Origin of the sequence: Bacillus sp. FJAT-47783 (assembly GCF_022808615.1) — a bacterium.
GTDB lineage: Bacteria > Bacillota > Bacilli > Bacillales > Aeribacillaceae > Bacillus_BZ.
On sequence record NZ_JAKZKS010000019.1, the window covers coordinates 50,460 to 70,269 of the forward strand.

Consider the following 19,810-nt stretch of genomic DNA (forward strand, 5'->3'; position numbering starts at 1 on the left):
TTCCCTCTCTTCTTATAAAATGAGCATTATTATTTTTATCCGAAAGAGAAAAATTATAGTGGGAATAAAAGGGAGATGCGTTTACCGATTCAAAACACGATGAAAAAACATTGAAAGGTCTGTGGAAATCCGTTCATGATAATTGTCGATGCATTGTTTATATTGATTCATATATCTTTGTGAAAATAAAAAATCAATAAGTTGTTTTTCAATGGATTGTCCATCTTTCCAGTCTTCAAAATGAAAAACAAGCCCTTTTTCTTTTAAATAGTGTAAATTCATTTCTTCCTGCCCCGGTAAAGCATGATAAATAAAAATGGGAATTTTTTTATGAAGACATTCACTAACGGTTACACCCCCTGGCTTTGTGATAATACCGTGAACTTGTTCATAAAGACGATCCATTTCCTCCCTTGAATCAATGTATGCTAACGGAATAATACTTGGATGGCGAATGGAATATATCTTTTGAAACAACCGCTTATTTTTTCCGCATAACACTTTATAGTTGATACGATTGTTCAAAGGGATATTATGTAAAATTTCATCAATAGCGCCAACTCCTAAACTTCCTCCAGTAATTAAAAACGTTAGCTTTTGATTGTTTCGGATCGATCGTTTATCGGTCCGTTTAAATGTGGGATGTATAGGGATCCCTGTAACATATATGTTTTCTTCGAGACAACCTTTTTGGATTAATCGTTGTTTAAAGTCATCATCAGGAACTAAATGGAAATCGATCATCTTGGTTCCCCAAATATTATTGATAAAATAATCTGTATAGGCGTTAATAACCGGTACTGCAAGCATTTCGTTTCGTTTAAGACGACTTAATAGGTAGGAAGGGAGAGCGTGCGTACAAATGATGCAGTCCGGCTTTTCTTCCTTGAGCACTTTTATCATAGCCCATTGAAATAACAATTCATATAAACGAAAGCGCTGTTTTGTTGTATTCTCATATGCACTCTTTTTGTACACCCAACTATAGAGATGGGGAAATGATTGAATCCATTTCAGATAGATGGTGGAAACGACTGATTCCACTTTTCCGAATGCATATGTCAAAATATCAACACGTTTACAATGAATGGAAGGGTCGATTGTTTTCAACCAATCTTCTAAAGCATGAGCCACTTGATGGTGTCCAGAAGAAATTTGCAAAAAGGGCATGAATAACACTTTTTTCATCTTCGATACTCCTGTTTTTCAGTTAGTATCAACCAATCTGTTCATTTCATACTTACTTGAAACAACCGCTTTTTAGTGGAATTTTCTTAAGGAGCGTTTGAAACTTCTAGCTGGATTATTTTGTGGCCACTAGGGGTAACTTGACCCCTAATGGTATGTTTCTTTTTTTAATCAATTTGTTTATACATTAAAATGTGAAGGCCTTTATCAGGGTGATTAAAAACATGATCACTTTCTTGAAAGCCTAAATGTCGATAATATTGAATATTGCTTATTTTTGTTGTTGACCAAATCAACTCGGTATCATTTTGCCTCAAAATATTTTCCCCGAAGAGAATTAACGTTTGTCCGCGTAATTCGTTTTGATGATTCGGATCAATCGCCAATCCTTTCAAGCGATACATTTTTTTATGAGGAAGCTGTTTATGGGATTCCGGAAAGAATGAGGCTACACCGATCATTTCCTTTTCTTTCAATGCACCGATATGAAGCGTTCTTTCATCAAAATCCCCTTTATAATAACAATCCGCAAGCGTTTCGTGTGATAACACGTTCAACCGAAGAGCATACGTGTCTTGTGCTTCAATTTGTTTAATTTCAAACATGATGATCCCCCACTTTTTTTGAATGTAAGGTTAGCAAAACATCTATCTAACACTATAGATATTCAACTTTGGCTAGGCAATGGTGTTACACTCTACAAATTCTCCATTATGAATTTTTTTGTTTGAATAATTCATATAAATCGTCAAACAACTCGTCACTATCTTGTTCAATACCATACAAAGAATCGCCCATTTCCGTTAAGAACAATTTGTCAAGGAGCCGATCGAGAACACCGTTATAATAGCCAACTATATGACGAATTTTTTTCCGCTTTGTTGCTTGAAACGTAATGTTTATCGCTTCAATACCAATATGTAGTAATTGTTGCTGATCATAATGTTCTTGAAGCCGTTTTGTATGAGCTACATATACGCCATAAATACGATTCGCTAATTGATGGTTTTGTTCATAGTAAAAGACAAACTTTTTGATCGTGTTGTACGGTGAATACGTATTATTATTTAATAATAATAGATTTTGATTTAAATGATAAGAAGATTCAGTCCTGTTTTTTTCTTGCTTATGGCAGCATTCATCTATGTTTGGCGAGTCTTGACGGGGTTGCATGTCCGGGGTCGCATGAGGGAGAATAACATAAAAATTCGCACCATTCCCTCCATTGACAGGACGAAAATGATGAATGCGTTTGATCATATTCAGTTTTTCTAATCGATTGAGTGACCGAATGATGGTTGAACGATGCTTGTTCAATTGGCGCGCCATTTCATTTATTTTTAAAAAAGCGACACCTGGAACTTTAACAGCATAACGACTTAGTAACTTGAATACTTGTTGAGCTGTTTCCGATAATTCATAACGGTTCTGTTTCATATGCTTTCGACATGCTTCATTTAACGCTTCTACAGATTGAAAAGGTTGGTATTGCTTAGCCATTTTTAAATACATATCCAAATCTCCTTTTTCCTTTCTCACTAACCTTTTAGATCGAAATGGGGAAAAAGGAGCATCTAAAATAAAAAAAATATAAAATAAAAGGAATTTCATGGGTGAGGAAAGAAGAGATTAAGGAAAATAAAAATGGGGGAGATGGACTTTGGGAGAAACATTACTTTTTGAACATGTGAAAACAACACGTGAAATAACGGAAAATATGTTAAAAAAAATTCCAGAATCAGATTTCATGGACATTCCAGCCGGTTTTAACAATAATTTATTATGGAACTTTGGGCATATTGCATATGTGCAGGATATGCTTGTTTATCATTTGATTGGTGAGACGATGCACGTACCGGATTCGTATGAAACGTACTTTGCAAGAGGAACGAAACCGAAAGATTGGGCTTTAGCACCTCCAACGATTGATGAGGTAAAAATGGTGTTAGTCGAACAAAAAGAGCGGATTCATGAAAATTTAAGAGGAAAGCTTGACACACCATTACCTCAACCCTTCACGAACGGAACAGGGAAAGAATTTTATACGGTAGGAGAAACGTTATTATTTAGCACGTATCATGAAGCTCTACATATGAATACGATTCTCCGCATTTACCGCAGCTTAAAACAGACTCAAAAAGTGTAGGACAAATTGAGTGAACGAAATATCGATAAAAAAGGGCGTTCGAAGGAGCATAGCGAGACGCCTTGGTCTACGTATTCTTTGCACTTAACAGGAAAACTATGAAAATGTCCAATTAGGAAGAAGCGCAACATTTAGCTACGTCACGCTTCTTCCTAAATAAATTTAGAGGTATAGTTAATCGTTGTTTGATAGTTAAACAAATTCTGGAAATTTCTCGTTATCTTAATAAAGAGCAACTAAACCAATGATGACTAACAAGATAAACAACACTAGGACGATGATAAAAGCATTGTTGTTGTAAGAACCTCCATAACCATATCCGCAGCATTTATTATAGCCACCATAACCACCATAGTAACCCATGAATGAAGCACCTCCAAATAATTAATTACTTACATAATATACATATGATTTTCCTTTTCATTTGACTGGGTATTTGTTCTAGTATCCGGAATTTAAATTATGTTGATAAATTTTTCGGGGTTTAATGAAGTCTTCGATATACCCCTCGAGGTCAAATAAGCTTCATCTAATAAAGGCAAAGAGCGTCTTTATTGGATGAATAACATTTTCTGGTCGGGGGTGAGCAAGGCGCTTGCGCTTTTCTTGTAAATAAACAAAACAGTGTTTAAATAGGTTAAGGGGAAAGAATCCTTAGGTGCAAAAAAAGCGTAACATCTTTGAAAATGTTACGCTTTTTATAGAGTTTAGGAAATTGTTTTTCCCACTCCATTAGTTCGTTGAAACCCTGACTTTTTCATTTGGATGTTAAATAGAATGTAGCTTCATTTGTTGATTTTAGTAATAGCTCTTTAATGCCGCGACACCAATGATGACTAACAAGATAAATAATACTAACACTACCGCAAAACCACTGCCGCCTTGATAAGAATCACTCATGAATGAAGCACCTCCAAATAATTAATTACTTACACAATATACATATGATTTTCCTTTTCATTTGACTGGGTATTTGTTCTATATCATCAAAAAATGTGCTTAATAGGTACGACGTTTATGATCCATAATCCTAGTATGCAAAAAAAGCGTAACACTTTTTTGTTACGCTTTCTTATGGTTCGTCACGAACTACGGTTTAGGTTATTTAATAACCATAACCCCTTAATGCCGCGGCACCAATGATAGCTAACAAGATAAATAGTACTAACACGATCGCAAAACCACTGCCGCCTTGATACGATTCACCCATTGTTGAAGCACCTCCAAGTACTAACATTTTTTACATTACTATTTTATTGGCTTATCAATTAATTTGATTGGGCTATTTACCTTAAACGATTAAGTTTTCTTCATACACCTCTTATTGAGGGAGGTGATCATTGCTCGATAATGATTAATGGAGTTGTAAAAAATCTTTTTGTTTAATACAGGAAAAAATAGTCATTTTCACGAATAGGATAATCATAGACAAACATACAACTTATTGAGAACAGTTTATTTTAATATATCAATCGTTAAAACGCGTAAGGAGGCTTTATATGTGAAGGCAACATTAAAATCGATATCATTGCCAAATGGTGAAACGATTGGCTACCGAGAACGGGACGGTGGACAACAGGTTGTTCTGCTCGTTCACGGAAATATGATTTCGTCTTATCATTGGGACCTTGCTTTTGAACATTTAGATGAGCGGTTTAAACTGTACGCGATCGATCTTCGCGGTCAAGGAACGTCAACGTATGTAACACCGATTGGGGCATTGAAGGATTTTGCAACTGACATAAAATTATTTGTCGACGCCCTCAAACTATCTTCGTTCTCGGTTGTTGGCTGGTCTATGGGTGGGGGCATTAGTATGCAATTTGCAGCCGATTACCCTGAATACGTTGAAAAGCTTGTATTACTTTCCTCAATGTCTACTCGTGGATACCCTCTTTATAAAGTGAACTCGTTTGGCAAACCGATTTTAACAGAACGTCTACAGTCAAAAGAAGAAATTCGAAAGGACCGTGCGCGATATATTCCAATGACGGCTGCCTACCGGAGTAAAAATACCGTATTTCTCCGGCAAATTTTAAATGCAACGATGTACTCAGTAAAAAAACCTGACCGTTTGCGGTATCGTGCTTATATGGAAGACATTTTACAGCAACGAAATTTACTTGATGTGTATGATGCCATGAACCGATTTAATATTAGCCATCATCATAATGGCTTAGTAGAAGGAACAAAGGAAGTCGACCGCATTAAAGCACCGACTTTAGTGCTTTGGGGAGACAAAGATCTTATTGTCACATACAAGATGCAAAAAGAAATTTTGGAAGACGTTGGTGACAACGCGAGCTTTACAAGATTACGAAAAGTTGGCCACTCACCATTAGTGGATGATATTGAAACATTTAGTCAAGTGCTTCTTCATTTTTTAGGTGAATAACGATAAAGAAGAAAGGCAACTATAGCCTTTCTTCTTTTATGGAGTGGAAGGTAAAACCGATAAAAAAGTTATCGGAACCGGTAAATAAAAGGGAGAAAGTGATGGAAAAGTTATTGGAACCGGTAAATAAAAGGGAGAAAGTGATGAAAAAGTTATTGGAACCGGTAAATAAAAGGGGCAAGCGATGAAAAAGCTTTCGGAAGCGGTAAATAAAGGGGAGAAAGCGGTAAAAAAGGTATCGAAAGCGGTAAATAAAAGGGAGAAAGTGATGGAAAAGTTATTGGAACCGGTAAATAAAAGGGGCAAGCGATGAAAAAGCTTTTCGGAAGCGGTAAAAAAGGTATCGAAAGCGGTAAATAAAAGGGGTAAGCGATGAAAAAGCTTTCGGAAGCGGTAAAAAAGGTATCGAAAGCGGTAAATAAAAGGGGCAAGCGATAAAAAGTCTTCGGAACCGGTAAATAAAAGGTAGAAAGCGATAAAAAAGGTTTCGAAACCGATAAATAAATGGGAGAAAGTCAAAGTTGTAAGTAAGCTTACAGAAATAAGATTCAGCTTCATATAGATTATAAATAGGATGGATAAGGAGATGGAGAAAGATGAACAAATTATTATTCATATTACTTGTCAGTGTATTATTTTTATCAGCCTGTACCGCTGGTGAAAAACAAGAAGGAAAAGATTATTCAAATGCTACGTGGGAAGAAATTGTATCAGATGCAAAAGGTTCGACCGTTAGAATGTTTATGTGGGGTGGAGATGAAGGCATTAACCGCTATATGGATGAAGTTATTGCGACAACCTTAAAAGAGAAGTACGATATCACATTTGAGCGTGTTCCAATGGATACGAAAGATATTCTTCAAAAGCTTTTAACCGAGAAAAAAGCCGGGAAAGAAGAAGGGACGATGGATATTATATGGGTCAATGGCGAAAACTTTAAAAACGCAAAAATGAATGACTTATTATACGGTCCTTTTACATCTAAGCTTCCGAATTTTAATGAATTTGTTAACGAAAAGAGTTTACATATTCAATACGATTTTGGAACGAAAACAGAAGGCTATGAAGCCCCGTGGGGAAAAGTTCAATTTGTCTTCTTATATGATGAAAAGAAAGTACCGACTCCACCAACTTCATTTGCTGAATTATTAGAATGGGCGAAACAAAATCCAGGGAAATTTACGTACCCTGAAGCAGATGATTTTACAGGAAATGCATTTTTACGTCATGTTCTTTATAACACAGTAGGGGTAGAATCGTTACTTGAACACGGTTTTAATGAAGAATATGTTCACAAACAGGCAGGTGACATGTGGTCCTATTTAAATGAGTTAAAACCCTTTTTATGGAGAGAAGGGGAAACCTATCCGAAAGATTTAACAGAGCTTGACCGTCTATACAGTAGAGGTGAGGTTTGGATGACAATGGGTTATAACGAAGCGAGAGCGGAAAGCTTGGTTCAAGAAGGCGTGTTTCCGAAAACGACGAAGTCCTTTATTTTCGAATCAGGTTCAATTGGCAACACGCATTTTTTAGCGATCCCGTACAATCGACCGAACGTGGCTGGAGCGATGGTCGCGATTAATGAAATGCTGTCTCCAGAAGCTCAATTGGCTAAATATGAGCGGGCGTATTGGGGCGAAAGCTTTGCGCTTGATTTAAACAAACTGCATGAGGATACAAGAGCTCAATTTGAAGCTGTCGACCGAGGTGCCTCTGTGTTAGATGCTGAAACATTAAAAAAGTACATGTTACCTGAAGTAGACGCAAATTATGTGAATTGGATAAAGGAGACATGGTATGAAAAAGTGGTTCATGAAAAATAAATGGATGGTGTACGTATTGCCATCCATTTTCTTGCCTATTTTCATCACAATGTACGGTCTTGTTATGGCAGTGAAAGAAAGCTTTGCGGATGGAATCAATTCCTATCGAACCGTGTTAACTTCGACGACCTTTTTTGAATCATATGTTTATAGTTTGAAAATCTCCTTTTTAGCGACAATGATTTCGCTTTTAATTGGATTATGGGTAACACGAATTGTTTATAAACAATTGACAAAGACAGAATGGAAAGTCCTCGTTTGGATTCCGATGGTGTTTCCACATTTCGTAGCAGGATACATGATCGTTTTATTATTATCACAAACAGGGTTTGTTTCGTCTTTCCTTTCTCATTTTCAACTAATAGAAAGTTTCACGAGTTTTCCTCTGTTCATTTATGATTCCTTCGGGTTTGGCATTCTTGTTACGTATATTTGGAAAGAGGTTCCTTTTGTTGTGCTCATGCTATTACCAGCCTATGTACAAATGGATCAGCGATTGAACGATGTCGTCTCAACGTTAGGAGGAAGTAAATGGGATAGGTTTATAACGGTTGAGTGGCCGTGGCTTGCACCAGTCGTATTTGAAACGGGAATTATCATTTTTTCTTTTATATTAGCTGCCTACGAAGTCCCGGCACTTTTAGGAACGACCTATCCGAAAATGATTTCTGTATTAAGTTATGATTGGTTTTATGAAGGAGATTGGAGTCGGCGTCCGATGGCATTTGCTGCAATGATTTTAGTGACAACGACGATTATGATGGTAGTCTTTTTCTTCTCTCAGCTGCTCTCTAAAAAACGATATCGGTTAATGAAAGGGAATGGTCGTTCGTGATGAAACAAAAGGTCATTTATATATTCGCATCCATCCTATTTCTTGTGCCCATTTTGTTACTTTTCATACAATCTTTCACTCGACAATGGGATTATGGGGAGCTTTTCCCAAGTGAGTTCGACATTCGCTCATGGCATGTTTTAATGTCTGAACATAGACTCCATCAAGCTATTTTAACGTCTTATTTTATTGGTGGTTTCATTGTGATAGGGAATCTTTTTATCGGAATGTTAGCGGGAAAGGCTTTAGCCCATGAAAACTTTAAAGGGAAAGCGTTTATGGAATCGTTCTTGATGCTTCCAATCGTCATCCCGAGTTTAGCGATTGCGATGGGCATTCATGTCACGATGATTAAGTGGGGACTAGCAGATCAATGGATAGGCGTAGCGCTTGTTCATTTGCTCCCAACCGTACCATACTCGATTAAAATGTTTCGGGCAGCTTTTGATCGAATCGGAATGAAATGGCAGGAGCAAGCCGTTAGTTTAGGTGCTTCGAAATGGAACGTTTTTTATACCATTTATTTTCCACAACTCGTTCCAACGATTCGTGCTTCCGTCTTTTTAACTTTCGTTATTTCACTTAGCCAGTATGCGTTAACATCAATTATTGGCGGCGGGAATGTGATGACGTTAGCGATGATTTATTTTCCTTATTTTTCAACCGTTGATGAAGCGGTGATGGCAAGCTTTTCAATAGTATTCGCCCTTTTACCTTTATTTTTTTTAATCATCACGGAAATGTTTTTAAGAATCATCATGCCATATCAACACAAATATATTAGGTGATCATCATGAGAAAAAGCTATATTCATTTGGAAAAGGTAACAAAACAAATTCATCATAAACTCATTTTTAAAGATATTGATTTAACGGTCAATAAAGGAGAGCTTATAGCCGTTGTTGGTCCTTCGGGAACTGGGAAATCTACGCTGCTTCGCTGTATTGCTGGGTTAGATCCGCTTTCAAGCGGTGTAATCCGGATTGAAGGTGAGGACGTCACAAACGTGCCAGCCCATAAACGTCCAGTAACGATGATGTTTCAAGAACCATTATTATTTGGACATATGACAGTACTGGAAAATGTGATTTATGGACTCACCTTTTCGAAAATAAAAAAACGAGAAAGGGAACAAAAAGGACTTGAATTTTTATCGCTCGTTCAATTACGTGAATATGCGAGTCGCTATCCACATGAAATGTCAGGTGGTCAACAGCAACGAGTAGCGTTAGCAAGAGCGATCATTACAAACCCGAAGCTTTTATTACTGGATGAACCTTTTAGTCATTTAGATAATGAACTGCGGACGAAGGTGCGGCAATGGGTTCGTTCATTACTAAAAGAACAAAAGATGACCGCCATTTTTGTGACACACGATATTGAAGAAGCGATGGTTATGGGAGATCGAATGGCGATATTTGCTGATCAACAGCTTTTACAAGTTGGCACACCAATGGAAATATATGAAAAACCGAATGATGCAAAAGTTGCGACATTTTATTGCGATGGGTTTTTATTAAATGAACATCAATTCGTTTTTACACATCGCTTGAAGCGAGTAGACGATAACCAAAAAGTTTTCATGAAGTGGAAAGCAACGGTAGAAAATCAGTTTAAAAAACACGGACAAACGTTTTACCGTTTAAACATTCCAAATGCCGAAGCTCAAATTGTCATGAGAATGGATGATTTCCTTGAAATAGGTGAAACAGTGCTCATCGGACTTGAAACAGAAGAGGACGTCTATCACTTTCCGAGAGGTGAACAATCATGAAGAAAAAAACAGTGATTAAGTTTATGCTGCTAATCGCCATTGTTTCTGCATTGTTTTGGATAAATGAAACGTTTTTAAATATTACACCAAAGGCGATACAATCATGGATATTATCCTTCGGTTTTTTTGCACCGATTGTTTACATGTTTATATATTCTATACGTCCCTTTGTTTTATTTCCTGCATCGGTGTTATCACTTGCAGCCGGACTTGCTTTCGGCGCATTATGGGGAACCATTTACACCATTATTGGAGCAACGATTGGTGCTGTCCTCTCTTTTTTAGTAGCCGCAAAGCTTGGGCATTCGATTAAAAATAAAGAGTGGGATGGCAGAGCGAAAACGATTCAAATACAGCTTGAAAAAAACGGTTTTTTTTACGTTTTATTATTACGGCTTATTCCTCTTTTTAACTTTGATATGATTAGCTACTTGGCCGGTATCTCGAAAGTGCGCTTCATACCATTTACGGTTGCGACCTTTATCGGAATCATTCCTGGAACATTCGCTTATAACTTTTTAGGGTCAAGCTTCGTTGAAGGGAATATCTTGATCATTATCACCGCCGTCCTTGTCTTTTTACTGATTACAGTCGTGCCACTTATATTTAGTAAAACATTACGGGAAAAATTAGGGATAACTCAGAAATAAAGTTACTACCAGTTGGAATGAGGTGAAACAATGTTAGATACACATGCGCGGAAATATGTGCAGCCAGCTTTTGAACGAACAGGGATATGGTTATTAAAACGAGGATTAACAGCAAATCAAGTAACAGTTCTTTCGTTTATGATTGGGACAACATCCGGTATTTTTTATTATTTTGACTATCCGATTATTGCTGTTTTCGTCCTCTGGCTCTCAGGGTTTTTAGATGCTGTCGATGGAACGATGGCAAGGCTAACGAAGTCGTCTCCATTTGGTACGGTCATGGATGTCACGTTTGATCGAATTGTTGAAATTAGTGTCCTATTAGGGATTGCGTTTCGTTTTCCGGATATCCAATGGGCCCTTCTCTTATTAGCCGTTTCCATTATTATCTCGATGACAATTTTTTTAACAGTTGGAGCCGTTTCCAAAAAGCAAGGGATGAAATCCTTTTATTATCAAGCGGGCCTTGCTGAACGAACAGAAGGGTTTATTCTTTTCTCACTTATGATGTTATTGGAGCCATTCGTTTTATGGGTCACGTTATTCTTTGTCGTGATTGAACTATATACAGGTTTTCAACGTTTTTTTGAGGCAAAAAGAATATTATCGGGGGAATAAGTTATGCGTTACGAATATGACATCATCGTCTTAGGCGGCGGTGCTGGAGGGTTAACCGTTGCAGCTGGTGCCGCTTCCATCGGGGCTAAAGTAGCACTAATTGAAAAAGAAGCTCAGCCAGGAGGGGATTGCTTACACGTTGGCTGCGTGCCATCTAAAGCGTTTATAAAAGTGGCAAACGATATGTATCATATGAGACAAACTGCCGAAAAACACGGGATCAATCTCGAAGGTTCTGTAAATATGTCGGTTGTAAAAGAAAAGGTAAGAAACGCAATTGAAACGATTCAAATCCACGATGATGCAGATCGTTTTCGAAAAATGGGAGTAGATGTTTACATCGGAAAAGGAGCGTTCAAAAGTAAACATCAAATCGAAATAGAAGATGGAACGGTCATTTCTGGGAAGCGAATCGTTATTTCAACCGGATCAAGACCCTTTATCCCGCACGTAGAAGGGTTAAAGGAAACAGGATTTTTAACAAATGAAACGGTTTTCGACCTAGATCATCTCCCTAAATCATTATTAGTTATTGGCGCAGGTCCTATTGGGCTTGAACTAGCACAAGCGATGTCACGGCTTGGAAGTTCTGTCACGGTCGTTGAGCGTTCACAATATGTTTTAAATAAAGAAGATGAAGACGTTAAAAAATTCGCAACAAAAAAGTTTCAAGAAGAATTTAAAATATTAACAAATGCGAAGGTTGAACATGTTACAAAACAGATGAATAAAAAAATAGTTACCATTACATGTAAAGGTGAGCAAAAACAAGTCGAAGCAGATGAGATTGTTGTTGCATCAGGAAGAAGGCCGAACTCAGATGCAATAGGTCTTCATCAAGTAGGCGTTCAAACCGACTCACGAGGGTTTATTCAAGTGAACGAGTATTTACAAACAAATATTCCATCGATTTATGCCATTGGCGATGTAAATGGAACATACTTGTTTACACATGTAGCTGGATTAGAAGGAAAAAGCATCGTACAAAATGCGGTATTAGGGCTTAAACAAAAAGTGAACTATGACAACATTCCGTGGGTTACATTTACAACACCAGAAATATTCCATCTCGGTTTAACGGAGGAAGAGGCGAGGAAGCAATATCGTGAAATCAACGTGTACAAAGCAAGTCTTTCCGAGGTCGATCGGTTTGTAGCAGACCATCAAACAGAAGGCTTTGTAAAAATAATTGCAAATGAAAAAGGACATATTGTAGGCGCTCACGCCATTGGCAATGGGGCTGGTGACTGGATGCAGCTCGTTGTTTATGCAAAACAAAAAGGTCATAAAGTTGGAGATTTATCGCGAATGGTCTACCCATATCCGAACCATGCAGCGGCCATTCAGCGTACGACAGATCTTTATTGGCGAGAGAAGCTATTTAACGGATGGGTCCCATCACTGTTAAAAAAGTATATTCAATGGTTTCGATAAAAATACCACCCACAATCGTAACTTGTTACTTTTGTGGGTGGCATGTTTCTTTTCTCAATCGTCCTCTAACAATTTATTAGCCTTTTCAATGTTCACAGCGAGCTTTAATCCTTTTTTAATATAGCCTTCCTTTTTTAATTGGCTCATGATCGCACTTGTCGTTTCTCTAGTGGAACCAACCATGTTGGCGATATCTTGATGTGTTACTTTCATATCAATCGTTTGCCACTCATTTTTCCGTCTTCCCGTTTTTTCACTTAATTTCATCAATAAATATAAAATTCGATTTTTTACATCACCTAAGGCGATTTTTTCGCTCATAGAATAAATTTCTTTTAACCGAGTGGATAAAATATGAATGAACTTCAAAGCAATTTTCGGATTTTTTTCAATGAACTGTTGAAAATCTTCCTTACTTAAAATGCATAAGTATGAATCCGTCATAGCTTCTGCATACATTTGATCATCTGTTAACGTTAGCGTACTTGTTTCACCAAAAATGTTACCATCGACAAGGATATCGACCGTAAATTGTTTTCCGTTTTGATTCATTCGGTACAGTCTCACTTGGCCTTGTTTTAAGAAAAATAAGGCTTCTATCGGTTTATCAGGGGCTAAAACTAATGTCCCTTTTTTTACAGGCTTCATTTCACTTAACTCATCAATCATTTTTAAATCTTCCATCGGAAGTTCATCAAATAAACTTATTTGCGAAAGTAAAAATAGCTTATCCAAGTTTCCACCTTCCCCATCATACAGTTTCCTTCATTTCATTATAACGAATCATGCATAAATTCATGTAATGTAGATTACGGTATTTATCCACCATACATGATACGGTAGTCCAAACAAGGAGGAGAAGCAAATGGTTAACCTACTATATACAATCGATGGTTGTCACATCTGTGCAAAAGTAAAAGGACATTTACGAGAGAAAAATGTTTCGTTTAAAGAAGTTAATGTTTTGGAAGATCGGAAGGGAGCTCAACAGTTAAAAGAGCTTATTGGAGAAGTTTATACACCGGTATTCGTTTCTGAAGACAAAGTAATGAAAGGTCTAGGTATTTTAATGTTTGAAGCGTAGTAAAGGTCGAAGGAACAAAAAAATTTTCGTTTTTTTTAATTGTAAGGCATATTACAGATAAATTTGTAATTTTCTATTAATGTAAGGGTATAAAATTTGAAAGGAGATGAAAGTATGACAAGTCGTGTAGAATGGGGTTTGTTTCTTGCTCGATTAATTCTTGGAGGTACAATGTTCGCTCATGGGATTCAAAAGTTTACGATGATGGATTCAGTGGTGATGATGTTTTCAGAGAATTTCGGTCTGCCTTCCTTCTTGGCCTACGGTACGGCCATTGTAGAAACAGTCGCTGGGTTAGCTCTAATATTAGGTTTATTTGTTGAATTATCTGCGATTTTACTAGGTATTGTCATGATAGGTGCCATTATTACTGTCAAGCTTCCAATGGTTGGGTTTTTCGGGAATGGACAAATGCCGGGTTATGAATTAGATTTAGCGTTACTCGCCATCGCGATCATCTTAACCGTTGCTGGTAGCCGTCAATTTGCACTATCTAACCTTTTTTCAAAGGAAAAGAAAAAGAATAACCCAATAAGCGTATAAGGTTGAAATGTTTGGTGGTTATAGAGGATTGAAATAAAAACGTCTGCTGTAAGATGGTTTCATCGTGAAACGTCTACATGCAGACGTTTTTTTACACTACAATTTAAAGCAAGTAGGAATAAGGTTGAAACTTTGCATTTATGACACGCAACAATTGCCAAAAATAATGATTTACGAAAGTGACGATGGCTTTGCACGGAGCTAGATATAAGTAAAAAAGGTTTAATAACCTCTATCAGTTTATTTATTTCGTTAAAGGGCTAGATTGTGGAGCAATATATTATGTACGTGTTTAATATCCATCCCTTTACTCAGTAAGGATAAAAAAGTATCGGGTGTTCATTTTTAACGAGCAACCGATACTTTTATTAAAAATTTATCCCACTCTTAACGGGCAGTAAGACCCCCACCTCAAGATTCTGTAGTAAAGTAAAGAAGATAGGCGGGGACAACTGCCCGTAAAAGTCCAAACATAAGAATACAGACTAAGAGCGCCACATCCTGTGGGTCACAAGGCCTTTAGGTCATCCCTTAGAGACTAACATTCAGTGGGGGATGAAAAAACCCCTACTGAATGAAGTTTCACTTTATTTTAAATATTTTTTTATTTCCTCAGACTTTGGGACTTTTCCTGAAACTACTAACTGATCATTAACTACAAGTGCTGGTGTACTCATAACCCCGTACTTTGCGATTTCTTTAAAATCTGTAACTTTTACAATGGAAGCATCCATACGAAGATCTTCAACTGCTGCTTCTACATTCTTTTCTAATCTTTTACATTTTGCACAGCCTGTTCCTAATACTTTAATAATCAATGTAAGCATCTCCTTAAAAATTAATAATGATAAAAAATATGGTCATCCTATTAAAATAGGAAATCCAGCGAATTAAATGTGTAACCGATCATAATAATTCCTACTCCACATATAGCTATGAAGGTAGCTAATAATTTCGGTTTCACTACTTTACTTAACATGATTAAAGATGGTATGGATAGCGCTGTAACTGCCATCATAAATGAAAGAATGGTCCCAATTTCTATACCTTTTCCAAACAGAGCTTCTGCAATTGGTAAAGTTCCAAAAAGGTCAGCATAAACAGGTATGCCAACAAGGGTTGCAATTAGAACTGCAAATGGGTTGTTCTCTCCGATAACCGTTTCAATAACCGTTTGTGGGATCCAATTATGAATTAAGGCGCCGATGCCAACCCCAATCAAAATGGCGTACCAAACCTTTTGATAAATGGACTTTACCTGTTCAATCGAATAATGGATTCTATCTTTATACGTTAGCTCTTCTATATGTTCATCTAAATTGCTTTCCCCTGATGTTACAAACGATTCTACTTGATCTCCCATCTTCAATTTATCAATGAGTGTACCGCCAATTACGGCAAGAATTAAACCAACGATTACATAAATGGCCGCAATTTTCGCCCCGAAAAATGATGTTAATAAAAGAAAAGAAGCAAGGTCTACCATCGGTGAAGAAATTAAAAAAGAAAAAGTGACCCCTAAGGGCAATCCTGCAGATGTAAAACCAATAAAAATGGGAATGCTAGAACAACTACAGAAAGGAGTAATCGTTCCAAGTAATGCACCGAGAATATTTCCTTTTACTCCTTTCATCCCGCCCAAAAGTCTTTTGGTTCTTTCAGGTGGAAAATAACTTTGGATATAGGATATGAAAAAGATTAAAACAGTCATTAAAATAAAGATTTTAATGGTATCATAAATAAAAAAATGTACACTTCCTCCAAGTCTTTCATCAATAGGAAGGTGGAAAACTCTTTCCACAAGCAGTTTGATCAAATCGAAAAGCCATTCCATTTTAAGAAGCTGGTCATTCAGCCATGAAAATATCTCCATCATAATGCCTTCTTTCTATTGTTCTTACCTTAAATAAGGAAGAACGGTCTCTCTTTGCAAACGATAGACGGTGAACCGTCCTTCTTTCCGAGACTGAATCACATTTCCTCTTTCCAGAAGTTTCAAATGGTGTGAAATAGTAGAAGGTGGAATATCCAAACCAGATACAATTTCACACATACATAAGTCATCCATTGCTAACATTCCAATAATTCTTAATCGCGTCTCATCCCCCAATGCTTTGAAAAACGCAGCTTTTTCCATTCGTTTATCATTTTCTTTTAAAAATGGTAGTTTTTCTTCAGAGTGATTGACAATGTTTTTTGTTTCTTCATCACTTTTTACAGCTATTTTAGTTGAAAGTGGTATTTCCATGCGCATATGCTTCCACCTCCTACTATTAGCATAAAACTATTTTTCTAGTTTTGTGGCTTTTATTATGAACTTTTAGTGAACAATAAAAATACTAGTTTAAAAGTATCGATTTTATAGTAAAAAGTACATCTCTTGACCATGTACTAGTTGAGATGAGATAGATGCAATTTCGGATTGGAGAACTAGCTGAAAAGTGCTCTGTTAACAAGGAGACCATTCGAGATTTACAAATCAGCTATGAATAGTAAATTTATCATTTTTCGAATTAGCTTGCGTGCGGGTTAGTCTGAAGAATTGTAATATTAGGTGCATCACATGCGTTTTTTTGATTATTGGTTTTCTAGAAAGCGAATGATAACAATCGAGATTTCCTATTACGACTATTTGAGAGGAAAAATATTTATTGAAGATCTCCGGGATTCATACAATGATAACGTTCCTGTATCATTTGATATTGCCGCTCTAATCTATATGTTATATGACGACTTCTTGCTGCAGGTGAAACGAGGAACAAATCATAAAGATATAGCCAAATACTTGTTAATTTGCAAAGGGCAATTCAAAAAAGAAGAAAAGCGAGTATTAAAGCAGGTAAGTTCTCACGTTTTTCAGTTTGAAGTAATCGAAGAGGATGAGGAAGAATGTTACGAATATGAATCTGGAATGCAGAACCAGACGGCTTACTTAGATATTACAGTAAAGGAGACAGAACTCCTTAGAGCCGAAGTGCTTTTTTTTGATTTAGAGCAATTCCTTAATGATGAAGTGATATTAGTTGAAGAACTCATGAAGTATATTTATTTAGATTTTGGATCCAAAGTTAAAGAAAGCGGAAACTCCAAACAAATACAAAAATTCAATTGTCAAAAAATTATCTTCTTAAACTAGGAATATGGTTAATCTGCGGTATGGATTGTTTCATACTGGTTCCATGCGACGTATATTAATATAGAAGAGCATTATACTGACACGGCTGGTTACACAGACCAAATATTCGGACTGACTCATTTAGTCCGACTCAAAATTAATTACAAAAGATAAAGTAAGTAAGCATCCAAAAACCAGAGCTATCTTATTTAGAAAACAGGGGGGAATTTAAAGAGTGCGCTTGGCAATTTTCATCGTGTAAGTGCCTGGTGTGTGGAATACGGATTATCCTTAAAGGGTTAAATCCGACGTTTTTTTGTTAAAATTTGTTTAGCTTGTATTTTTGGTGGTACCACTACAGAATCGATCTATAATCCCGTTACAAAATTCTAGTTCTGAAATTATAGAAGGAATATAAGTGATAGTTAGGTAAAAAATTTGAGATCATTAACATGCAGAATGTGAGAAACACTTTTCTAAAGTAACAAATAATTACATAAAACAAGGATGGAATTTAATTTCCATCCTTGTTTGTATGCTTATTTTCTTGTTTCGATAAGGATTTTTTTCGTTCATATTCATGATAAACATAACGAGCCCAATATTCTTCATCATAATGATGGACATAAATAGGATCATCTGACAAGCGCTTCAATAAACTTGACTGTGATAAAATGGAAGATGCCTCTTCTTTATAATACCTCTCCAGCACTCGTTGAATGTCCATTAGAAATTCTAAATCAAGTTCATCAAACTTATATTTAGTCAAGGGGAATCACCTCCATATTCTCAATAAACTCTAAAGACCTAGAGGTATGAAGAGAAAGCTGAGTATGCTTTTTTGTAAATGGCTGAATCGATTTATGGAATTGTTCAAACGAAATGTTTCCTCGCTCAATTCGTTTCATCAATACGTTAATTTTCCCATCAGCTAAAGGACCATACACATAGTCCAGTTCATGAAACAGCTTGTTTGATCGACCTTCTTTACGGCAGTTATAAATAAATTTTGCCCATTCTAAATCTGGCTCAAAAAAGCCATTTCCCTTTAAATTTTTTAACATTTTAATGTCTATTTGTAATTTAACAAAATTTAATAAACTGATATATATTCAATATCATTACCTCTAATTAAACTCCAAGGGAATATATAGATGTTCAAGTGAATGAAGTATTCTTCACCGGTGGTGATGTAATTTAACATCTTAGAAACTTCTATATAATTGTTAACATGTGGCTCTTTTGAAAAGTTTATTTGTTCATCTTTATTTAATTTAACAGTAACAGTTCCTATATCTGGGTTCTTTAAAATAAGTTCAACATCATTTTCACTGTTTCTATTTATTTCGGAAACTGTAATGAAACCAACGTAAACCTTTGACAATATAGAACTTATAATTAAGATACTAAAAAAAAATACTAATATAATTAAAATTACTCTTCTTTTCTTCAAAACGTTTAACTCCCTTTAGAAGAAATTGGGTTTAATTTACTTACAGCAGAAATTTAAAATGGATACATTAACAATAAAATGTTTTCATAATAGTTTTCTTTAAATTCCAACACCGTTACATTGTAAAGTTCAAAACATTACACTTCAACCATTAGATTACAAAACAGTAAAATATAACTATTGGAACATTTTGATTTATCGAAAAAATGGTAGCTATATAGTGGAATATTTCTAGCTTATTCAAAGGGGGAATTTACTATCCGTAATGCAAAGATTATTAGTCATTTAAACCAAAATCCAGACGAGCTTATAGCCGTCCTGTATGACCGTGTATCGTTCCGATATTAGTTCTTTTTCTAAGTGTATATTGTAGGGTTTGCTGAATAGACAAAAAACTAGTACCGACAAGGGTTTTAGTAGCTTTTGTCGAATATAAAGTGTATGGATTTACGGTAAAACCCACAAAAAACCTTGCACTTGGAGGTCAGCACTGTGTATCAAGAAACGCAAAATCAACTGACATTTTCCGATGACTTCTTCCTGCCTTTTGGCGGTAAATTAAATAAAGAGAATCGATAGGTCCTTCTTGCTGAAATGATTCCTTGGGGGAAGGCTGAAGAGAAATATGCGAAAGCGTTCAAGAAATCGTTTAAAGGTCAAAGAGCCCTCTCTGTTAGAATGGCCCTTGGCGCTTTGCTGATTAAAGAGCGACTTGGCTTAAGTGACCGTGAAACAGTTCAACAGATTAC

26 protein-coding genes and 2 pseudogenes are annotated in these 19,810 nt (G+C 36.2%); 15 read left to right on the forward strand and 13 right to left on the reverse strand.

Going from position 1 to position 19,810, the window contains the following annotated elements; genetic code table 11:
• Positions 1-81: 81 nt before the first annotated feature.
• The 3 genes from MLD65_RS13135 to MLD65_RS13145 form a co-directional block, all read right to left on the reverse strand.
• Positions 82-1,188, reverse strand: a complete 1,107-nt coding sequence (locus MLD65_RS13135; RefSeq protein ID WP_243292329.1) for an MGDG synthase family glycosyltransferase — start codon at positions 1,186-1,188, stop codon at positions 82-84.
• A 167-nt stretch (positions 1,189-1,355) separates the two neighbouring features.
• Positions 1,356-1,793 (reverse strand): GNAT family N-acetyltransferase, encoded by a 438-nt coding sequence (locus MLD65_RS13140; RefSeq protein ID WP_243292330.1) that lies wholly within the window; start codon positions 1,791-1,793, stop codon positions 1,356-1,358.
• Positions 1,794-1,899: 106 nt separating this feature from the next.
• A complete protein-coding gene (locus tag MLD65_RS13145; protein ID WP_243292331.1) occupies positions 1,900-2,700 on the reverse strand; it encodes a helix-turn-helix domain-containing protein in 801 nt (266 codons plus the stop codon).
• A gap of 148 nt (positions 2,701-2,848) precedes the next feature.
• On the opposite strand from MLD65_RS13145, the gene MLD65_RS13150 reads away from it, so the two are divergent.
• Entirely contained in the window at positions 2,849-3,334 is a 486-nt protein-coding gene (locus MLD65_RS13150) for a DinB family protein (protein WP_243292332.1), read from the forward strand.
• Positions 3,335-3,556: 222 nt separating this feature from the next.
• Here the strand turns inward: MLD65_RS13150 and yjcZ are convergent, their stop codons facing one another.
• The 3 genes from yjcZ to MLD65_RS13165 form a co-directional block, all read right to left on the reverse strand.
• A complete protein-coding gene (gene yjcZ / locus MLD65_RS13155; protein WP_243292333.1) occupies positions 3,557-3,697 on the reverse strand; it encodes a sporulation protein YjcZ in 141 nt (46 codons plus the stop codon).
• A gap of 435 nt (positions 3,698-4,132) precedes the next feature.
• Positions 4,133-4,234 (reverse strand): YjcZ family sporulation protein, encoded by a 102-nt coding sequence (locus MLD65_RS13160; protein WP_243292334.1) that lies wholly within the window; start codon positions 4,232-4,234, stop codon positions 4,133-4,135.
• 205 nt (positions 4,235-4,439) lie between these two features.
• Entirely contained in the window at positions 4,440-4,544 is a 105-nt protein-coding gene (locus MLD65_RS13165) for a YjcZ family sporulation protein (protein WP_243292335.1), read from the reverse strand.
• 291 nt (positions 4,545-4,835) lie between these two features.
• Here MLD65_RS13165 and phaZ point away from each other — a divergent pair, with 291 nt between their 5' ends.
• From phaZ to MLD65_RS13205, 9 genes are all read left to right on the forward strand, one after another.
• Positions 4,836-5,729: an intracellular short-chain-length polyhydroxyalkanoate depolymerase gene (gene phaZ / locus MLD65_RS13170; protein WP_243292336.1), complete on the forward strand. Its 894-nt coding sequence runs from the start codon at positions 4,836-4,838 to the stop codon at positions 5,727-5,729.
• Between the two features lie 184 nt (positions 5,730-5,913).
• Positions 5,914-6,042: a hypothetical protein gene (locus MLD65_RS18150; RefSeq protein ID WP_279326078.1), complete on the forward strand. Its 129-nt coding sequence runs from the start codon at positions 5,914-5,916 to the stop codon at positions 6,040-6,042.
• Between the two features lie 283 nt (positions 6,043-6,325).
• The gene (locus MLD65_RS13175) at positions 6,326-7,555 is read left to right on the forward strand and encodes an ABC transporter substrate-binding protein (protein ID WP_243292337.1); all 1,230 of its coding nucleotides are present in this window, start codon (positions 6,326-6,328) and stop codon (positions 7,553-7,555) included.
• Positions 7,530-8,390: an ABC transporter permease gene (locus MLD65_RS13180; protein ID WP_243292338.1), complete on the forward strand. Its 861-nt coding sequence runs from the start codon at positions 7,530-7,532 to the stop codon at positions 8,388-8,390. The genes MLD65_RS13175 and MLD65_RS13180 overlap by 26 nt, the downstream gene beginning before the upstream one ends.
• Entirely contained in the window at positions 8,390-9,178 is a 789-nt protein-coding gene (locus tag MLD65_RS13185) for an ABC transporter permease (protein WP_243292353.1), read from the forward strand. The genes MLD65_RS13180 and MLD65_RS13185 overlap by 1 nt, the downstream gene beginning before the upstream one ends.
• Before the next feature lie 5 nt (positions 9,179-9,183).
• Positions 9,184-10,164 carry an ABC transporter ATP-binding protein gene (locus tag MLD65_RS13190; RefSeq protein WP_243292339.1) on the forward strand — a complete coding sequence of 327 codons (981 nt, stop codon included), beginning with the start codon at positions 9,184-9,186 and terminating at the stop codon, positions 10,162-10,164.
• Positions 10,161-10,814: a TVP38/TMEM64 family protein gene (locus MLD65_RS13195; RefSeq protein ID WP_243292340.1), complete on the forward strand. Its 654-nt coding sequence runs from the start codon at positions 10,161-10,163 to the stop codon at positions 10,812-10,814. The genes MLD65_RS13190 and MLD65_RS13195 overlap by 4 nt, the downstream gene beginning before the upstream one ends.
• A gap of 30 nt (positions 10,815-10,844) precedes the next feature.
• Positions 10,845-11,432: a CDP-alcohol phosphatidyltransferase family protein gene (locus MLD65_RS13200; protein WP_243292341.1), complete on the forward strand. Its 588-nt coding sequence runs from the start codon at positions 10,845-10,847 to the stop codon at positions 11,430-11,432.
• A gap of 3 nt (positions 11,433-11,435) precedes the next feature.
• Positions 11,436-12,866 (forward strand): dihydrolipoyl dehydrogenase family protein, encoded by a 1,431-nt coding sequence (locus MLD65_RS13205; RefSeq protein WP_243292342.1) that lies wholly within the window; start codon positions 11,436-11,438, stop codon positions 12,864-12,866.
• 54 nt (positions 12,867-12,920) lie between these two features.
• Here MLD65_RS13205 and MLD65_RS13210 read toward each other — a convergent pair whose 3' ends face one another.
• Positions 12,921-13,601 (reverse strand): Crp/Fnr family transcriptional regulator, encoded by a 681-nt coding sequence (locus MLD65_RS13210; RefSeq protein ID WP_243292343.1) that lies wholly within the window; start codon positions 13,599-13,601, stop codon positions 12,921-12,923.
• A gap of 130 nt (positions 13,602-13,731) precedes the next feature.
• On the opposite strand from MLD65_RS13210, the gene MLD65_RS13215 reads away from it, so the two are divergent.
• Positions 13,732-13,950 (forward strand): glutaredoxin family protein, encoded by a 219-nt coding sequence (locus MLD65_RS13215; protein ID WP_243292344.1) that lies wholly within the window; start codon positions 13,732-13,734, stop codon positions 13,948-13,950.
• A gap of 114 nt (positions 13,951-14,064) precedes the next feature.
• Positions 14,065-14,493, forward strand: coding sequence for a DoxX family protein (locus MLD65_RS13220; protein WP_243292345.1), 429 nt, complete (start codon positions 14,065-14,067; stop codon positions 14,491-14,493).
• 587 nt (positions 14,494-15,080) lie between these two features.
• On the opposite strand, the gene MLD65_RS13225 is transcribed toward MLD65_RS13220, so the two are convergent.
• Genes MLD65_RS13225 through MLD65_RS13235 form a run of 3 tightly spaced genes read right to left on the reverse strand, consistent with a single transcriptional unit; the run spans position 15,081 to position 16,747 of the window.
• Positions 15,081-15,320, reverse strand: coding sequence for a thioredoxin family protein (locus MLD65_RS13225; protein WP_481748527.1), 240 nt, complete (start codon positions 15,318-15,320; stop codon positions 15,081-15,083).
• Positions 15,321-15,361: 41 nt separating this feature from the next.
• Complete coding sequence (locus MLD65_RS13230; protein WP_243292347.1) at positions 15,362-16,369, reverse strand: permease; 1,008 nt, start codon at positions 16,367-16,369, stop codon at positions 15,362-15,364.
• Between the two features lie 21 nt (positions 16,370-16,390).
• Complete coding sequence (locus MLD65_RS13235; protein ID WP_243292348.1) at positions 16,391-16,747, reverse strand: ArsR/SmtB family transcription factor; 357 nt, start codon at positions 16,745-16,747, stop codon at positions 16,391-16,393.
• Positions 16,748-17,056: 309 nt separating this feature from the next.
• Here MLD65_RS13235 and MLD65_RS13240 point away from each other — a divergent pair, with 309 nt between their 5' ends.
• A complete protein-coding gene (locus MLD65_RS13240; protein WP_243292349.1) occupies positions 17,057-17,629 on the forward strand; it encodes a hypothetical protein in 573 nt (190 codons plus the stop codon).
• A gap of 42 nt (positions 17,630-17,671) precedes the next feature.
• Positions 17,672-17,816, forward strand: a pseudogene (locus MLD65_RS18450) (Tn3 family transposase); the annotation flags it as partial.
• A 306-nt stretch (positions 17,817-18,122) separates the two neighbouring features.
• Here MLD65_RS18450 and MLD65_RS13245 read toward each other — a convergent pair.
• Genes MLD65_RS13245 through MLD65_RS13255 form a run of 3 tightly spaced genes read right to left on the reverse strand, consistent with a single transcriptional unit; the run spans position 18,123 to position 19,061 of the window.
• On the reverse strand, positions 18,123-18,377 hold the full coding sequence (locus tag MLD65_RS13245; protein WP_243292350.1) for a hypothetical protein: 255 nt from the start codon (positions 18,375-18,377) through the stop codon (positions 18,123-18,125).
• Positions 18,370-18,720 (reverse strand): DUF3990 domain-containing protein, encoded by a 351-nt coding sequence (locus tag MLD65_RS13250; protein ID WP_347709302.1) that lies wholly within the window; start codon positions 18,718-18,720, stop codon positions 18,370-18,372. Before MLD65_RS13250 ends, MLD65_RS13245 begins: the two co-directional genes overlap by 8 nt.
• Complete coding sequence (locus MLD65_RS13255; RefSeq protein WP_243292352.1) at positions 18,702-19,061, reverse strand: hypothetical protein; 360 nt, start codon at positions 19,059-19,061, stop codon at positions 18,702-18,704. The genes MLD65_RS13250 and MLD65_RS13255 overlap by 19 nt, the downstream gene beginning before the upstream one ends.
• Before the next feature lie 492 nt (positions 19,062-19,553).
• On the opposite strand from MLD65_RS13255, the pseudogene MLD65_RS13260 reads away from it, so the two are divergent.
• A pseudogene (locus MLD65_RS13260) lies at positions 19,554-19,810 on the forward strand (transposase); the annotation flags it as partial.

What these genes read in the sequence shown, in the direction of transcription:
- MLD65_RS13135 (WP_243292329.1), bottom strand. Translation starts at nt 1,188, where the DNA reads ATGAAAAAAGTGTTATTCATGCCCTTTTTGCAAATTTCTTCTGGACAC.
- MLD65_RS13140 (WP_243292330.1), bottom strand. Translation starts at nt 1,793, where the DNA reads ATGTTTGAAATTAAACAAATTGAAGCACAAGACACGTATGCTCTTCGG.
- MLD65_RS13145 (WP_243292331.1), bottom strand. Translation starts at nt 2,700, where the DNA reads ATGTATTTAAAAATGGCTAAGCAATACCAACCTTTTCAATCTGTAGAA.
- yjcZ (WP_243292333.1), bottom strand. Translation starts at nt 3,697, where the DNA reads ATGGGTTACTATGGTGGTTATGGTGGCTATAATAAATGCTGCGGATAT.
- MLD65_RS13160 (WP_243292334.1), bottom strand. Translation starts at nt 4,234, where the DNA reads ATGAGTGATTCTTATCAAGGCGGCAGTGGTTTTGCGGTAGTGTTAGTA.
- MLD65_RS13165 (WP_243292335.1), bottom strand. Translation starts at nt 4,544, where the DNA reads ATGGGTGAATCGTATCAAGGCGGCAGTGGTTTTGCGATCGTGTTAGTA.
- MLD65_RS18150 (WP_279326078.1), top strand. Translation starts at nt 5,914, where the DNA reads ATGAAAAAGCTTTCGGAAGCGGTAAATAAAGGGGAGAAAGCGGTAAAA.
- MLD65_RS13175 (WP_243292337.1), top strand. Translation starts at nt 6,326, where the DNA reads ATGAACAAATTATTATTCATATTACTTGTCAGTGTATTATTTTTATCA.
- MLD65_RS13180 (WP_243292338.1), top strand. Translation starts at nt 7,530, where the DNA reads ATGAAAAAGTGGTTCATGAAAAATAAATGGATGGTGTACGTATTGCCA.
- MLD65_RS13185 (WP_243292353.1), top strand. Translation starts at nt 8,390, where the DNA reads ATGAAACAAAAGGTCATTTATATATTCGCATCCATCCTATTTCTTGTG.
- MLD65_RS13190 (WP_243292339.1), top strand. Translation starts at nt 9,184, where the DNA reads ATGAGAAAAAGCTATATTCATTTGGAAAAGGTAACAAAACAAATTCAT.
- MLD65_RS13195 (WP_243292340.1), top strand. Translation starts at nt 10,161, where the DNA reads ATGAAGAAAAAAACAGTGATTAAGTTTATGCTGCTAATCGCCATTGTT.
- MLD65_RS13200 (WP_243292341.1), top strand. Translation starts at nt 10,845, where the DNA reads ATGTTAGATACACATGCGCGGAAATATGTGCAGCCAGCTTTTGAACGA.
- MLD65_RS13205 (WP_243292342.1), top strand. Translation starts at nt 11,436, where the DNA reads ATGCGTTACGAATATGACATCATCGTCTTAGGCGGCGGTGCTGGAGGG.
- MLD65_RS13215 (WP_243292344.1), top strand. Translation starts at nt 13,732, where the DNA reads ATGGTTAACCTACTATATACAATCGATGGTTGTCACATCTGTGCAAAA.
- MLD65_RS13220 (WP_243292345.1), top strand. Translation starts at nt 14,065, where the DNA reads ATGACAAGTCGTGTAGAATGGGGTTTGTTTCTTGCTCGATTAATTCTT.
- MLD65_RS13225 (WP_481748527.1), bottom strand. Translation starts at nt 15,320, where the DNA reads ATGCTTACATTGATTATTAAAGTATTAGGAACAGGCTGTGCAAAATGT.
- MLD65_RS13230 (WP_243292347.1), bottom strand. Translation starts at nt 16,369, where the DNA reads ATGATGGAGATATTTTCATGGCTGAATGACCAGCTTCTTAAAATGGAA.
- MLD65_RS13235 (WP_243292348.1), bottom strand. Translation starts at nt 16,747, where the DNA reads ATGCGCATGGAAATACCACTTTCAACTAAAATAGCTGTAAAAAGTGAT.
- MLD65_RS13240 (WP_243292349.1), top strand. Translation starts at nt 17,057, where the DNA reads ATGCGTTTTTTTGATTATTGGTTTTCTAGAAAGCGAATGATAACAATC.